General features: G+C 72.5%; 10 protein-coding genes and 4 pseudogenes. 9 read left to right on the top strand and 5 right to left on the bottom strand.

Going from position 1 to position 14,864, the window contains the following annotated elements:
• Window positions 1-85: 85 nt before the first annotated feature.
• Complete coding sequence (locus tag ACFZDC_RS03000) at window positions 86-1,417, top strand: wax ester/triacylglycerol synthase family O-acyltransferase (protein ID WP_391319580.1); 1,332 nt, start codon at window positions 86-88, stop codon at window positions 1,415-1,417.
• 371 nt (window positions 1,418-1,788) lie between these two features.
• Window positions 1,789-3,318: an SDR family NAD(P)-dependent oxidoreductase gene (locus ACFZDC_RS02995; RefSeq protein ID WP_391319579.1), complete on the top strand. Its 1,530-nt coding sequence runs from the start codon at window positions 1,789-1,791 to the stop codon at window positions 3,316-3,318.
• A 162-nt stretch (window positions 3,319-3,480) separates the two neighbouring features.
• Here the strand turns inward: ACFZDC_RS02995 and ACFZDC_RS02990 are convergent.
• Together ACFZDC_RS02990 and ACFZDC_RS02985 are read right to left on the bottom strand one after the other, a co-directional pair.
• Window positions 3,481-4,280 (bottom strand): annotated as a pseudogene (locus ACFZDC_RS02990) (SDR family oxidoreductase).
• Between the two features lie 58 nt (window positions 4,281-4,338).
• A complete protein-coding gene (locus ACFZDC_RS02985) occupies window positions 4,339-4,743 on the bottom strand; it encodes a hypothetical protein (RefSeq protein WP_391319578.1) in 405 nt (134 codons plus the stop codon).
• A 498-nt stretch (window positions 4,744-5,241) separates the two neighbouring features.
• Here ACFZDC_RS02985 and ACFZDC_RS02980 point away from each other — a divergent pair, with 498 nt between their 5' ends.
• The 3 genes from ACFZDC_RS02980 (at window position 5,242) to ACFZDC_RS02970 (ending at window position 6,982) form a co-directional block, all read left to right on the top strand.
• Entirely contained in the window at window positions 5,242-5,415 is a 174-nt protein-coding gene (locus ACFZDC_RS02980; RefSeq protein ID WP_133918774.1) for a hypothetical protein, read from the top strand.
• Window positions 5,416-5,473: 58 nt separating this feature from the next.
• On the top strand, window positions 5,474-5,959 hold the full coding sequence (locus tag ACFZDC_RS02975) for a GNAT family N-acetyltransferase (protein ID WP_391319577.1): 486 nt from the start codon (window positions 5,474-5,476) through the stop codon (window positions 5,957-5,959).
• 237 nt (window positions 5,960-6,196) lie between these two features.
• Complete coding sequence (locus ACFZDC_RS02970) at window positions 6,197-6,982, top strand: oxidoreductase (RefSeq protein WP_391319576.1); 786 nt, start codon at window positions 6,197-6,199, stop codon at window positions 6,980-6,982.
• A 25-nt stretch (window positions 6,983-7,007) separates the two neighbouring features.
• Here the strand turns inward: ACFZDC_RS02970 and ACFZDC_RS02965 are convergent, their stop codons facing one another.
• A complete protein-coding gene (locus ACFZDC_RS02965; protein WP_391319575.1) occupies window positions 7,008-8,360 on the bottom strand; it encodes an amidase family protein in 1,353 nt (450 codons plus the stop codon).
• A gap of 371 nt (window positions 8,361-8,731) precedes the next feature.
• Between ACFZDC_RS02965 and ACFZDC_RS02960 the strand changes: the two are divergent.
• From ACFZDC_RS02960 to ACFZDC_RS02950, 3 genes and pseudogenes are all read left to right on the top strand, one after another.
• A pseudogene (locus tag ACFZDC_RS02960) lies at window positions 8,732-8,911 on the top strand (hypothetical protein); the annotation flags it as partial.
• Between the two features lie 30 nt (window positions 8,912-8,941).
• Window positions 8,942-11,962, top strand: coding sequence for a glycoside hydrolase family 38 C-terminal domain-containing protein (locus ACFZDC_RS02955; protein WP_391319574.1), 3,021 nt, complete (start codon window positions 8,942-8,944; stop codon window positions 11,960-11,962).
• A 91-nt stretch (window positions 11,963-12,053) separates the two neighbouring features.
• Window positions 12,054-12,521: a DUF4231 domain-containing protein gene (locus tag ACFZDC_RS02950; RefSeq protein ID WP_391319573.1), complete on the top strand. Its 468-nt coding sequence runs from the start codon at window positions 12,054-12,056 to the stop codon at window positions 12,519-12,521.
• A gap of 16 nt (window positions 12,522-12,537) precedes the next feature.
• Here the strand turns inward: ACFZDC_RS02950 and ACFZDC_RS02945 are convergent.
• Window positions 12,538-13,149, bottom strand: a pseudogene (locus tag ACFZDC_RS02945) (FadR/GntR family transcriptional regulator); the annotation flags it as partial.
• On the opposite strand from ACFZDC_RS02945, the pseudogene ACFZDC_RS02940 reads away from it, so the two are divergent.
• Window positions 13,143-13,436, top strand: a pseudogene (locus ACFZDC_RS02940) (amidohydrolase family protein); the annotation flags it as partial. The pseudogenes ACFZDC_RS02945 and ACFZDC_RS02940 overlap by 7 nt on opposite strands.
• On the opposite strand, the gene ACFZDC_RS02935 reads toward ACFZDC_RS02940, so the two are convergent.
• Window positions 13,424-14,842: a lipase maturation factor family protein gene (locus tag ACFZDC_RS02935; RefSeq protein ID WP_391319572.1), complete on the bottom strand. Its 1,419-nt coding sequence runs from the start codon at window positions 14,840-14,842 to the stop codon at window positions 13,424-13,426. The pseudogene ACFZDC_RS02940 and the gene ACFZDC_RS02935 overlap by 13 nt on opposite strands.
• Window positions 14,843-14,864 lie beyond the last annotated feature (22 nt).

The raw sequence follows: 14,864 nt of genomic DNA, 5'->3' as shown, positions 1-14,864 counted from the left end.
ACTGAGCGTAGCCTGATCGTACTTGACCGTAATCGGCTGCCGGAGATTGACTGCAGATCCCCCCTTCGTCGACGCGAGGCAACCCTTGACTTCCGACCTGCTCGCTCCCCTCGACCTGGCCTTCTGGAACATCGAGTCCGAACGGCACCCGATGCACCTGGGCGCGCTCGGCGTCTTCGCCACGCACTCGCCCACCGCGGGCGCCCACGCCGCCGACCTGCTCGCCGCGCGCGCCGCCGCCGTGCCCGGCCTGCGCATGCGTATCCGGGACGTCTGGCAGCCCCTCGCCTTCGGCGGCGCCACCCGCGAGAGCGACCCGGACTTCGACCCGCTCAACCACGTACGCCTGCACGCCCCGACCGCCGACTTCCACGCGGTCGCGGGCCGGCTCATGGAACGCTCGCTGGAGCGCGGCCGCCCGCCGTGGGAGGCACACGTGCTGCCCGGCGAGGACGGCGTCTCCTTCGCCGTGCTGTTCAAGTTCCACCACGCCCTCGCCGACGGCCTGCGGGCGCTCAAGCTCGCCGCCGGCGTCCTGGACCCGGTCGACCTGCCCGAGCGCGGCCCGCGCGCCATCGAGCCGCCCCGCACCCTGCTGTCCGACGTGCGCAGACTGCCCGGGCTGTTCCCCGAGCTGGTCAAGGGCGCGCTGTCGGACGTGGGACGGGCCCTCGACATCGGCGCCGCGCTGGCCCGGTCCACCCTCGGCATGCGCCCCTCGTCCGCGCTGACCTCCGCGCCCAGCGGAACCCGCCGCACGGCCGGGGTCGTCGTGGACATCGACGACGTGCACCGGGTCCGCAAGAGCGTCGGCGGCACCGTCAACGACGTCCTCATCGCCGTCGTCGCCGGCGCCCTGCGCCGCTGGCTGGACGAACGCGGCGACGGCAGCGAGGGCGTGGCGCCCCGCGCCCTCATCCCCGTCTCCCGGCGCCGCCCGCGCACCGCCCACCCGCAGGGCAACCGGCTCTCCGGGTACCTGATACGGCTTCCGGTCGACGACCCCGACCCGCTCGGCCGCCTCGACGCCGTCCGCACCGCGATGGTCCGCAACAAGGACGCGGGGCCCAACCGGGGCGCCGGCGCCGTCGCCCTGCTCGCCGACCACGTGCCCGCCCTCGGCCACCGGCTCGCCGGACCGCTGGTGGGCCAGGCCGCCCGGCTCTGGTTCGACATCCTCGTCACCAGCGTGCCGCTGCCCGGTCTCGGCCTCAGGCTCGGCGGTCACGAGCTGACCGAGGTCTATCCGCTGGCCCCGCTCGCCCCCGGCCAGTCGCTGGCGGTCGCGATCTCCACGTATCGCGGTCGCGTGCACTACGGGCTGGTCGCCGACGCGCAGGCGGTGCCGGACCTGGACGTGTTCGCCCGGGCGGTGTCGGAGGAGGTGGAGACACTCCTCTCCGTCTGCGACGTCTGAGGACCGGCCCCGGCCGGGACGCGGGTTCCCGCCCGCACTTCCCGTGCGGCTCTCGACGCCGGGTGCGGGTGCCCCCCGCGGGGTGGATTCGCCGTCGGCGGCCGGCCGGTCCGTGGGGAACCGGTCGGGACGGGGGTCCGGGGCGAGCGGGGACGGGCCGGGGCGGCGGCCGGCCGGTCCGTCACCGGGCGGTCGGGCGGACGGGCGGAAACGGTCGGTCCGTCGTGGCGCGTCGGCCGGGGTGCCGACCGCGGCGGAGCCGGGCGCGCACAAGCGGTTTGGTGACAGGGCCCGCCGCTCCGTAAAATTCCCCGTTCGAAGGCGGGCGCGAGTCGGAGCGCTGCGCGGGTGATCAGGGAAGCGGCAGCGCGATGACGGTGACAGAGGACGGGTCTGCGTCCATGGAGGCACCCATGGACGTCCCCACGGACGCCTCCATGGACGAGGTGGTCTACGGACCCGGTATCGACCCGGAGCGCCTGGCCGTGTGCCTGAGCGTGCTCGAGGAACTCGACCGGCTCGACGTCGACCACCCGGACGCGATCGCCGTGCGCCGGGCGACCTCGCACATCTACCGCACGGTCAAGCAGCGCCGCCGCCAGGAGCGGCGGGCCGCCAAGACCGCGCACGACCGCGCGGTCACCGAGGCGACCGCGACCGGCTCCGCCGAGCGCATCGACGACGAGACCGAGGGCATCCTGCCCTCCTCCAAGGTCGAGCCGGGCCGGATCGCGGGCATACTCCAGCGCCCGCGCTCCTGCTACACGTGCAAGGGCCGGTACGTGGAAGTCGACTACTTCTACCACCAGCTCTGTCCGGACTGCGCCGGCCTCAACCGGACCAAGCGCGACGCCCGCGCCGACCTGACCGGCAAGCACGCCCTGCTCACCGGAGGCCGCGCCAAGATCGGTATGTACATCGCGCTGCGCCTGCTGCGCGACGGCGCGCACACGACCATCACGACGCGGTTCCCCAAGGACGCCATCCGTCGCTTCAAGGCGATGGACGACTCGGCGGACTGGATGCACCGGCTGGAGGTCGTCGGCATCGACCTGCGCGACCCGGGCCAGGCCGTCGCGCTGGCCGATCAGGTCGCCGAGGCGGGCCCGCTGGACATCCTGATCAACAACGCCACACAGACCGTACGCCGCCTGCCCTCCGCCTACGCCGCCCTGGTCGAGGGCGAGAGCGCCCCGCTGCCCGCCGGTGAGCTCCCCGCCCACCACGTCATCGGCGCCTTCAACTCCGGCGCGGTCGACGGTCTGGCCGCGCTGCCCGTCGGCACCACTGGCCTGGACGCACAGAAGGTCGCCGACCTCGCCCTGGTCGCGGGCAACGCCAGCGTCGCCCGGCACCTCGACGGCACCGCCATCGACGCGGGCGGCCTGGTCCCCGACGTCGTCGAGAGCAACACCTGGGTGCAGACGATCGAACAGATCTCTCCGGTGGAGCTCCTCGAGACCCAGCTGTGCAACTACACGGCGCCGTTCATCCTGATCAGCAAGCTCCGCCCGGTCATGGCCGAGGCCGCCAGGAAGGCGACGAGCGGACGGGCGTACGTCGTGAACGTCTCGGCCATGGAAGGCGTCTTCGGCCGCGGCTACAAGGGCGCGGGCCACCCGAACACCAATGCCGCCAAGGCCGCCATGAACATGGTGACGCGGACCAGCGCCGAGGAGATGTTCCAGACCGACGGCATCCTCATGACCTCGGTCGACACCGGCTGGATCACCGACGAGCGCCCCCACTACGACAAGCTGCGGCTCGCCGAGGCCGGCTTCCACGCCCCGCTCGACCTGGTCGACGGAGCGGCGCGTGTCTACGACCCGGTGGTGCGCGGCGAGGCGGGCGAGGACGTGTACGGCGTGTTCCTGAAGGACTACGCGCCGGGCAAGTGGTGAGCGGGACGGCGTAGAACCGGTGGCCCGCCGGGCCAGCGGTGATCCACGGTTCGATGGTCGTGCCGGAGTGCCCCGTGCGCAGGTGACGCGTTCTTCGTGGTTGGACTCCACTCAGCAGGCCCCATGGGCCTGTCGGCCCTTCGGGGCCACCCGCGTGACCGTCTAGATCTCGGGCACCCGGCGCAGCCGGTCGTGCACGGCATGGGAACCCGTCCCCGAGGCGGCCCGCACCCGCGTTCCGCCGTCCACCAGAAGATCGGCGCCGGTCACCCACTCCGCCGCGTCCGAGGCGAGCCACACCACGGCCCGTGCCACGTCCTCCGGCTCGCCGATCCGCCCGAGCGGCAGCCCCGCGGCCACCTCCGCCTCGCCCGGCTCCCACACGAACCGGGCCATCTCGGTGCGGACGAGTCCGGGGGAGACGGAGTTGACCCGCACCCGCGGCGCGAGTTCGCCCGCGAGCTGCCGGGTGAGATGCAGGAGCGCCGCCTTCGTGGTGCCGTACGCGCCCACGTGGGGTCCCACATGCACGGCACCCTCCGTGCACACGTTGACGACGGCCCCGCCGTGCTCGCGCATCCACGCCCGCCAGGCGCACTGCACCAGCCGCAGCGGCGCCTCCACGTTGACCGCGAACGCCTCCCGCCAGGCCTCGGCGCCGGCCTCCATCAGCGGTCCGTAGGGCTGGTTGGTCGCCGCGTTGTTGACGAGGACGTCCAGCCGCCCGAACTCGCGCAGCACGAGTTCCGTCAGCTCCTCGGGATGTCCCGGGTCGGTCACGTTCCCGGCCAGCCCGATCCCGCCCAGCTCGGCGGCCGCGCGCCGCACCTCGCCGTGTCCCGCGCGGTCACGCACACCAGCGCGCCGGCCGCGGCGAGCGCCCCGGCGACGGCACGCCCGATGCCGCGCGTCCCCCCGGTGACGACGGCGGCCCTGCCCATGAGCCCGTAGGAGGAGGTCATCGCCGTACCGTCTCATGACGGGCCGTCAGGCAACAGGGCCGGGGCCGTACCGCGGTCCTCAGTCGACGGCGCCGAGGCGCGCGTTCCGGGCCGCGACCAGCTCGAGAACGGTGCGCCAGTCCTCCAGCACGCCGGCGTCGAAACCCGTGGCGCGGCCCTCCTCGTCGGCCTGGCGCAGCCGAAGAAGATCGTCGTCGTCGGGATGGGCGGGGTGGGAGTCCCCGCGCACCAGCCGGAACACCCGCTCGCCGAGCAGTGGACGCACCGCCTCGGCCGCGCTGCGGGCCCGCCCCGCCTCGTCGCCCGGGCACAGCACCGGCCCGATGCCCCGGACCAGCCCCGCCACCTGGAGCTCCTTGTCGGCGGGACGGCCGCGGCGCAGCAGCGCGGCGGTCCGCAGCGCGTGCCGGTGCCGGCCGGCGTACAGCAGATCCATCAGCTCCTCGACGCTGCGCAGCTCCATGCGTCAGTCCTTCCCGCGAGACAGCCGTTGCCACACGACACCCGATCATGGCGAGTTTGCGGCCCGGCCAACGGCGCCTGAACTGCTCGGCGCCCGGGCGGAGGGACCCGGAATAATCGAATATATGGTCGATTATGTAGGCCGAGTGGGTGATTCACTCTGGGGCCGAGTAATGCGCTTTATGACAAATAGCTGCATATTGAGGGGCATTGGGGGGTCGAATGACTTCCGATAGTTACACCTTGTTTGCACTCCCTATCGAGCGGACGTCCGCTCATTTGGTTAATCTGGGGGGGACGGACAGCAGCAAGGGGTCCCACCCACACCCACCGTCCGTCCCGGGGGTGAGCCGGTCGACAACGACCTGCTCAGCCATGAGGTACCGGCGTCACCGCGTCCGAACTGGCCTTCCATCCAGACCCGAGCGGGCGACGAGAGCCGGAACGCAGGCTGTCCGGTAAGGCCCCGAGGGTGAGCCCGACACATAAGGAGTGCGCGGTGACACCGGAGAAGACGAATCGCGAACAGCGCCCCAAGGAACGCACGGAGCGAGGGGGCCGCCGGCCCGGAGAACTCGGCAGCCTGGACGTGTGGGCCCGGTCCGCCCCGATCCGCCTCGCGGGTTACGAGGACGACCTCGCCGAACCCCATATCCTGCCCAGCGTGGACTGACCCCGAGGGGCCGGATCGTCGCGATCGCCGCACGCATGGGCGTGCCAGACTCACGCCCATGCTGATCAGAGAAGCCGCGGCCGAGGACTGGCCGCGGATCTGGCCTTTCTGGCACCGGATCGTCGCCGCCGCGGAGACCTACGCCTGGGACCCCGACACCTCCGAGGAAGCGGCCCGCGCCCTGTGGATGAGCCCCGCCAAGCGCGTCTACGTGGCCGAGGATCCCACCGGGGCCGTGGTGGGCTCGGCCTACCTCACCCCGAACTACGGCGGCCCCGCCGCGGGCGTGGCCAACGCGGGCTTCATGGTCGACCCCGACCGCGCCGGCCAGGGCGTCGGCCGCGCCCTCGCCGAACACATCCTGACCGAGGCCAGGGCCCACGGCTACCACGCGATGGTCTTCAACGCCGTGGTGGAGACCAATCCCGCGGTCGCCCTCTGGAAGTCCCTCGGCTTCACCGTGCTCGGCACGGTCCCGAAGGCCTACGACCATCCCCGCCACGGCAGGGTGGGGCTGCACATCATGTACAAGGCGCTCGACTAGGTGTTCTGTTCACGAAGATCCACTCAGCATGCGAGCAGGGCCAGCGGCCGCTGGCATGCGTGATGCCGGCGGCGAGCAGGTGTTGCCTGGTCGATCAACTGCGACCGGTGCGTCCCGACCCCGCTCAAGACCGTTCGGTGCTTGTCCGGGGCGGCCGTACGCCTCCGCGGGGGTGGCCGACCGTGTAAATGACGGGAGTGGTGGCTTCTGCGCCCCCGCCCGGGAACGGAGCACACCGTGACCACATCCATCAGCGAATCCCTCGAGGGCCGGCGTGCTCTGGTCACCGGAGGCACCAAGGGCATCGGAGCGGCCGTCGCCCGACGTCTCGCCCAGGCCGGCGCAACCGTACTGGTCACCGCCCGCAGCCGCCCCGACGACATCGAGGAGGAGGCGTTCATCACCGCCGACCTGTCCACCGCCCAGGGCGCAGCCCACGTGGCCGCCGAGGTGGACGCCCGGGTGGGAGGCGTCGACATCCTGGTCAACACCCTTGGCGGGTCCGAGGCGCCGGCCGGAGGGTTCGCAGCGCTCGGTGAGGACGACTGGGCCAGGGAGCTGAACACCAACCTGCTGGCCGCCGTCCGTCTGGACCGCGCGCTTCTGCCGCACATGATCTCCATGGGCAAGGGCGCGGTCGTGCACGTCACCTCGATCCAGCGCCGCATGCCGCTGTGGAACGGAACTCTGGCCTACGCCGCCGCCAAGGCCGCCCTGACCACCTACAGCAAGGGCCTCGCCAACGAAGTCGCCCCGCACGGCGTCCGCGTCAACACCGTCTCGCCCGGCTTCGTGCAGACCTCGGCCGCCGACAACCTCATCGCCCGGATCGCCCACGACGCAGACGTCACCCAGGAAGCGGCGCTGGGCCGGCTCATGGACTCCCTGGGTGGCATCCCGCTCGGCCGTCCCAACCGGCCCGAGGAGGTCGCCGAGCTCGTCGCCTTCCTCGTCTCCGACCGCGCCTCGGCCATCGTCGGCGCCGAACACGTCATCGACGGCGGCACCACCCCCACCGTCTGAATCTGCGTGACAGGCGTGAGGTCCGCTACCGCTGATCCGCCAGCGGCGCCGTCCGCTGCCAGGGGTAGCGGCTCTCCAACTGCTCCGCCAGGGCCAGCAGGCCCTCCTCCGTGCCGGGGCGGCCGACCAGCTGTACGGCGCAGGGGGCGCCGGAGGGGAGTGTGCCGAAGGGAACCGACATCGCCGGCCAGCCCGTCAGGTTCCACGGCGGGGTGAAGGGTGAATAGGCCGTGTTCGCCAGAACGTTGCGCAGCCAGCCCCGCTCGTGCCAGGGGCCGGCCTTGGGGGAGCGGCGGGCGAGGGCCGGGGTGAGCAGGACGTCGTGCTCGGCGAAGAAGGGGGTCAGCCGGGCGCGGAGGCGTTCGCGCCGGTCACCGGTGCGGACCGAGTGGACGAAGCGGCGGCCCACACCCGCGTGCACCCGGGTCCGCCGGACCAGCCGCGCCGGGTCGAGGCCCTCGGCGTCCACCGCCGTGCCGGCCGTCCAGTGCTGGAGCGAGGTGACGCCCAGGGAGAGGGGATAGGGCGGCTCGGCCCGCCGGACCCGGTGCCCGGCCTTGGCCAGGGCTCCGGCCGCCTGTCGTACCGCGGTCGTATACGGCTCGCTCACGCTCACCCCGGCCAGCGGGCTGCGCAGGGCGACGGCGATCCTGAGCGGGGTCCGCTCCTCAGGGGTCGCGAACTCGGCGTCCGCGAGGACCGACAGCATCAGCCGCAGATCCTCGACCGTCGTCGCCAGCGGACCGTTCTCCGCCATGCCGAACCAGTCGCCGTTGCCGATCCCCGCCGGAACCACTCCGCGTCCCGGCTTCAGCGTGACCAGCCCGCAGTTGGCCGCCGGGATGCGCAGCGACCCCATGCCGTCGTTGCCGAGCGCGAGCGGCACCAGACCCGCCGCCACCGCCGCCGCGCTGCCCCCGGACGAACCGCCCGCCGTGCGGGAGGTGTCCCAGGGGTTGCGGGCGGTTCCATGCGCACCCTCCGTGGTGCCGAAGACACACAGCTCGGGCACGTTCGTCAGACCCACGACCACCGCGCCCGCCGTACGCAGCCGGGCCACGGTGACATGGTCGTCCTCGGCCGGTGTGTCCGGCGTGGCGGCCGAGCCGACCAGCATGGACTCACCGCGGACCGCGAGGTTGTCCTTGACGGCCACGGGGACGCCGGCCAGGGGGAGTTCGGCCAGATCCGTCCGGCCCGCCACCTGGTCGGCCGCGGCGAGCGCGGACTCGGCCAGCACCTTGCGGAACGCGCCGATGCGGCCGTCGAGGCGCTCGATCCGCGCCAGGTGCTCCGCCACCACCTCACGGGGTGTGGCCCGCCTCTCGCGTACGGCGGCGGCGATCTCGGCGGCAGTCCGGCCGACCCAGCTGGTCACAGGTGCTCCTCGGGAGGGGACGGTGTGGTGCGCGGGAGCGTACTCGGCGGTACGCAGGGAGAACTGTGCACGATCCCCTGCGCCGCGTCGAGAGGTCCCTCGGCCTGTCGCGGCCGGAGTTCGGGCCGCACCGATCACGGAACCGACCGCTCCGTCATCGGGGCGTGCGCTCGACGTACGCCCGCAGGCCGGCGGGCAGCAGGCCCGCGATGCGCGCTTGTTCCGCCGACCCCGCTCGCCGTTCCCGCCGTGCCCCCGGCGGCCCCGTCTTCGACGCCTTCTTCCGGCTGGTCGCCGACACCTCGCCACGCGCGGCTTCACCGAAGTCGTCACTCCCGACCAGGTACTCCCCATCCCCCAAGGAGGCACTTGAGCTCCACCGGCTCCTGCCCGACGGCACCCGCCGCTTCCTCGGCGGCACCTGCCGGCGCGCCTTCTTCGACGCCGGTCTGCGGCCGGCACCGGGGGAGGCGCCCGCACGATTCGAACTGCGCGCCGTGGGGGAGCTCTACAACGCCTCGACTCCCGTGACCGTCACCCACACCTGGTAATCACCCGGAACCCAGCAGGGAGCACCCCGCATGCATGACGACCGCAACCTGGTCGAAGCCCGCCTCCGGCGAGTCCTCGACGAACGCATCCGTCCCGCCGTGTACCCCGAGTCCGTGCCGCTGGAGGTCGCCGTCTGGCACGCCCCGGGCGAGCCCGTGCCGGTCGCCGAGGGACTGGCGGCCGAGCCCGCGCCGATCGAGGTGGGCGCCCGGTGGGGCGCTCCGTGGGGCACCAGTTGGTTCCGGGTGACCGGGACCGTGCCCGAGGCCTGGGCGGGAAGGACCGTGGAGGCCCTGCTCGACCTGGGCTTCGACGAGAACATGCCCGGTTTCCAGTGCGAGGGCCTGGTGTACCGGCCCGACGGCACCCCGGTGAAGGGCCTCAACCCCCGCAACCAGTGGGTGCGCGTCGGCGCGCCCGTCGCGGGCGGGGAGGAGGTGCGCCTGCACATCGAGGCCGCCTCCAACCCGGTCATCCTCGACTACCACCCCTTCCGGCCCACCACGCTCGGCGACAAGGACACCGCCGGGCACGAGCCGCAGTACACGCTCACCCGCATGGACCTGGCCGTCCTCGACGAGACCGTGTGGCAGCTGGTGCTGGACCTGGAGGTGCTGGGCGAGCTGATGGCCGAGCTGCCCGTGGACTCCGCGCGCCGCCACGACATCCTGCGCGCGGTCGACCGGGCCCTGGACGCCGTGGACCTCCAGGACGTGAACGGCACGGCCGACCGCGCCCGGGAGCGGCTCAGCGGCGTGCTGTCGGCCCCCGCCGTGCCCTCCGCCCACCGCATCAGCGCCGTCGGGCACGCGCACATCGACTCGGCGTGGCTGTGGCCGCTGCGCGAGACCGTGCGCAAGGTGGCCCGTACGACGTCCAACATGACCGCGCTGATCGAGGACGAGCCGGAGTTCGTCTTCGCCATGTCCCAGGCGCAGCAGTGGGCGTGGGTGAAGGAGCACCGGCCCGAGGTGTGGGCCCGGGTGAAGAAGGCCGTGGCGGACGGGCGGTTCGTGCCGGCCGGCGGGATGTGGGTGGAGTCGGACACCAACATGCCGGGCTCGGAGGCGATGGCCCGCCAGTTCGTGCACGGCAAGAGGTTCTTCCTCGACGAGTTCGGCATCGAGAACGAGGAGGCGTGGCTGCCCGACACCTTCGGCTTCGCCGCCGGACTGCCGCAGATCATCAGGGCGGCGGGCTCCAAGTGGCTGCTGACGCAGAAGATCTCGTGGTCGCAGACGAACGAGTTCCCCCATCACACCTTCCGGTGGGAGGGCATCGACGGCACCCGGATCTTCACGCACTTCCCGCCCGTCGACACCTACAACTGCTCGATGAAGGGCAGCGAGATCGCCCACGCGGCACGGAACTTCAAGGACAAGGGCCGGGCCCGGCACTCCCTCGCGCCCACCGGCTGGGGCGACGGAGGCGGCGGCACGACCCGCGAGATGGTCGCCAAGGCGGCCCGGCTGCGCGACCTCGAGGGCTCGGCGACCGTCACCTGGGAAACACCCCGGGCGTTCTTCGAGAAGGCCGAGGCCGAATACCCCGAGCCGCCCGTCTGGGTCGGCGAGCTGTACCTCGAACTGCACCGGGCCACCCTCACCAGCCAGGCGAGGACCAAGCAGGGCAACCGCCGCAGCGAACACTTGCTGCGCGAGGCCGAGCTGTGGGCGGCCACCGCCGCCGTGCGCACCGGTTTCCCCTACCCCTACGAGGCGTTGGACCGGATCTGGAAGACGGTCCTGCTGCACCAGTTCCACGACATCCTGCCCGGCTCCTCCATCGCCTGGGTGCACCGGGAGGCCCGGGCGACGTACGAGCGGATCGCCGCCGAGCTGCACGGGATCGTCGAGGCCGCCCAACGGGCGCTGGCGGGCGAGGGGGAGACGCCCCTGGTGTTCAACGCCGCCCCGCACCCGTGCGCCGGCGTCCCGGCAGGAGGGGCGGCAGTGGCGCGGACGGAGGGCGTGACGACGCTCGGGCCGCGCCCGGACGGCGGACACGTCCTGGACAATGGCCTGCTGCGGATCGAGATCGACGCGCGGGGTCTGGTCGTCTCCGCCCACGACATCGAGGCCGACCGCGAGACGATCGCCCCGGGCGGCGCCGCCAACCTCCTGCAGCTGCACCCCGACTTCCCGAACATGTGGGACGCCTGGGACGTGGACGAGTTCTACCGGAACACGGTCACGGACCTCACGGACGCCGACTCGGTGACGGCGGGCGAGGACGGCGCCTCGGTGCGGATCGTACGGACCTTCGGCGCGTCCCGCGTCGTCCAGGTGCTGTCGCTGGCGCCGGGAGAGCGGCGGCTGGTGCTGGACACGGAGGTCGACTGGCACGAGACGGAGAAGTTCCTGAAGCTGGCCTTCCCGCTCGACCTGCACGCCGAACGGTACGCGTCGGAGACCCAGTTCGGGCACTTCTACCGGCCCACGCACACCAACACCTCCTGGGAGGCGGCCAAGTTCGAGGCCTGCAACCACCGCTTCGTGCACCTGGCGGAACCCGGCTGGGGCGTCGCGGTCGTCAACGACTCGACCTACGGCCACGACGTGACCCGCACGGTGCGCACCGACGGCGACCGCGGTACGACCACCACGGTCCGGGTCTCCCTCCTGCGCGCCCCGCGCTTCCCCGACCCCGAGACCGACCAGGGCGTGCACCGGTTCCGGCACGCGCTGATCCCCGGCGCGCGGATCGCCGACGCGGTCCGCGAGGGCTGGCGGATCAACCTGCCCGAGCGGTGCACGACCGGTGCCGGCGAGGTGTCCCCGCTGGTCACGGTGGACAACGAGGCGGTCGTCGTCACCGCCGTGAAGCTGGCCGACGACGGCAGCGGCGACGTGGTGGTCCGCTTCCACGAGGCCCACGGCGGCCGGGCCCGGGCGACCCTCACAGCTGGCTTCGACGTCGGGGACGTCACCGTGACCGACCTGTTGGAGCGACCGGCCGACGACGGCGAGCCGCCGGTGCGGGACGGCGACCGGATCGCCGTACGGCTGCGCCCGTTCGAACTGATGACGCTGCGGCTGCGCCGGGCGTGAACCCGCGGTGGGCAAGGGCGGCCCGGCGCACCCGCCCTTGCCCACCGGCCCCGGCTTTTCCCGGCGCCGGCACAGCCACGATGATGTGCCGATGAGACGAAGAAGGGTCCCCGACACCTCCTGGGCTGCGGAGCCGGATCCCCTGCTGGCCCTCGCCCAGCGGGAGTTGGCGTTCTACGCACGGGCCGTCGACCGGGCCAGGAAGCTGCATCACGGCACCGAGCTGGGTGCTCTTCTCACCACGTCGGTGACGGTCGTGGCCGCCGGTCTGCACGCTCCCGCCTGGCTGACCGCGCTGATCGCGGGCGGCGCCGTCTTCTTCACCGGCATGCGCCAGCTGTACGGCGCCGGGTCGCGCTGGGTGCTGGCCGCGCAGGCGAGGGAGTCGCTGCGCCGGGCACTCGACCGCTACCTGCTCCTGCCCGAGACCGAACGCGACGCAGCGGCCCGGCGGGCGCTGCAGACCGTGGTCGAGGAGGTCGGCGCGAACGAGTTGCGTGCGTGGTCCGAGGCGCAGGGAGGACGCCCGGAACCGCCTCTTCCCCCGGTGGCAGTCTGACCGAGGAGGGGGCCGGTCAGGGCCCCGGCTGGGCCCGCAGCCACTCCTCCACCTCGCCCACGTGTGCCGCCGCGGCCGCCCGGGCCGCTTCCGGGTCGCGTGCGGCCAGTGCGCGGTGGATGGCGGCGTGTTCGCGGCGGGTGCGGGTGAAGGCGCCCTCCTCCTGGTAGCCGCGCCAGACGCGGGCCCGGAAGGTGCGGGAGGACAGGCCCTCCAGGATGGCGGCCATCGTCTCGTTGCCCGCGGCGGACGCGATCTCGCGGTGGAAGGCCAGGTCGTGGGCGAGGATCTCCTCGGGATCCTCGGTGGCGTTCATCGCCGCCAAGTGCTTCTCCACCTCGACGAGTTGGTCGGCGGTGATGCGTGCCGCGGCGAGGGCGGTCGCCGTGGACTCCAGGATCCGGCGCACCTCCAGCAGCTCCACCAGACGCGGCCCCCGGGACAGGTCGGCGACCACGCCGAACGACTCCAGCAGGTCGCCGGCCTCCAGCGCGGTGACATAGATGCCGGACCCGTGCCGGGCCTCCAGGACGCCCATGACCGTCAGCGCGCGGATCGCCTCGCGCATCGAGCTGCGGGAGATGCCCAGTTGGGCCGCGAGATCGCGCTCGGTCGGCATGCGCTGGCCTGCGCGCGCTGGCCGCCCTCCCCAACACCGCCGCCAAACTCTCCGGCCTGGTCACCGAGGCCGACCCAGCCGCCTGGACGACGGACGACCTGCGCCCGTACGCGGACACCGCCCTGGAGGCCTTCGGCGCCGACCGCCTGATGTTCGGCTCCGACTGGCCGGTGTGCACACTGGCGGCCCCCTACGCCGGCGTGCGGGACATCGCGGGGGAGCTGACCTCGGGCCTCAGCGCGGTGGAGCACACCGCCGTCTACGAGGGCACCGCGAGGCGCGTCTACGACCTCTGAGCCGCCGCCAATCGTGTCGGCGGCAGATACTCCCGCACATACGTCCGCTCCCAGCACGCCCCCGTCTCCCGCAGCTCCCGCCAGGTGGTGTACCGGTAGCGGAAGAGACGCGCGCGGATGTGGCGGGGCGGGGTGTCCGGCGGGAAGGGGGAGCGGCGCAACAGCTTCAGGGTGTCGCGGTCGTTCTCCAGCAGCCGCTCCACCAGGCCGCCGAACCAGTCGCCCGCGTAGGCGGGAGACAGGGCGGCGAACCACATCAGCCAGTCCAGGCGCAGATGGTAGGGCGCGAACTGGCGCGGCCAGTGCCGGGGATCGCCGGGCTTGCCCTTGAACTCGTACTCCCGCCAGTCCGAGTCCTCCCGCGGTACGTCGTCCAGCGTGCCCTCGACCACCACCTCGTAGCGGACCCGGCTGACGCTGCCGAACGCGCCGTACGTGTTCACCAGGTGCAGCGGATCGAAGGAGCGGTTCATGACCTGGCGCCGGGAGACCATGTTCACCACCGGTCGGTAGCTCAGGAAGAGCAGCAGCGCGGCGACCGCGAGCACCATGATCGTGTACCAGAGGGGTGCCGCGGGCACGGACGGTGCCGTCGTGGGCAGCCGGAGCGCGGACAGGGCCAGGACGATGGTGATCCAGTTCAGCCAGGAGAAGTTGCCGGACAGCACCAGCCACAGCTGGGTGACGATCATCAGGGCGGCGGCGGCCGAGGCGATCGGCTGGGGAGCGAAGAGCAGGACGGGCACGACCAGTTGGGTGAAGTGGTTCGCCGCCACCTCCGCCTTGTGCAGCGGCTTCGGCAGGTGGTGGAAGAACCAGCTCAGCGGGCCCGGCATCGGCTGTGTTTCGTGGTGGTAGTACAGGCAGGTCAGCTTCCGCCAGCACGCGTCGCCCCGGAGCTTGATCAGCCCGGCGCCGAACTCGACCCGGAACAGGATCCAGCGCAGCAGGAACAGTACGACGACGGGCGGTGCGACCTCGTCGTTGCCGAGGAATGAGGCCAGGAAGCCGGTCTCGAGCAGCAGCGACTCCCAGCCGAACGCGTACCAGGTCTGCCCCACGTTGACGATCGACAGGTACAGCGCCCACGGCACCAGCCACAGCAGGATGCCGCCCCACAGCGGCAGCAGGGAGTCCGCGCCGGCGAGCAGAGCCGCCGACACCGCGCAGCCCGCCCAGGCGCAGACCGCGAAGGAGCGGTCCGAGTAGTGCAGCTGGAACAGGCTCGGGGCCCGTTTGAACGGCACCCGAGCCGCGAAGCGCGGGATCGGCAGCATGCCGCGCTCGCCCAGCAGGGGCCGGAACTGCAGGGCGGCCACCAGGAACGCGATGAGGTACACAGCGGCCAGAGCCCGCTGGAAGACCAGCCGGCTCAGCCAGTAGTCGGGTGCGGTGAACCAGTCCACGGCTGTGCGCTCCTGCCTCCAT

The organism is Streptomyces sp. NPDC007905, from assembly GCF_042959345.1.
Lineage (GTDB): Bacteria > Actinomycetota > Actinomycetes > Streptomycetales > Streptomycetaceae > Streptomyces.
The sequence above is the reverse complement of the archived record's forward strand: the minus strand, read 5'-3'. Positions and strand labels throughout refer to the sequence as shown.

Excerpts from the sequence above, each read along its gene's own strand:
- ACFZDC_RS02995 (WP_391319579.1), top strand. The coding sequence starts at position 1,789 with ATGACGGTGACAGAGGACGGGTCTGCGTCCATGGAGGCACCCATGGAC.
- ACFZDC_RS02985 (WP_391319578.1), bottom strand. The coding sequence starts at position 4,743 with ATGGAGCTGCGCAGCGTCGAGGAGCTGATGGATCTGCTGTACGCCGGC.
- ACFZDC_RS02975 (WP_391319577.1), top strand. The coding sequence starts at position 5,474 with ATGCTGATCAGAGAAGCCGCGGCCGAGGACTGGCCGCGGATCTGGCCT.
- ACFZDC_RS02955 (WP_391319574.1), top strand. The coding sequence starts at position 8,942 with ATGCATGACGACCGCAACCTGGTCGAAGCCCGCCTCCGGCGAGTCCTC.
- ACFZDC_RS02950 (WP_391319573.1), top strand. The coding sequence starts at position 12,054 with ATGAGACGAAGAAGGGTCCCCGACACCTCCTGGGCTGCGGAGCCGGAT.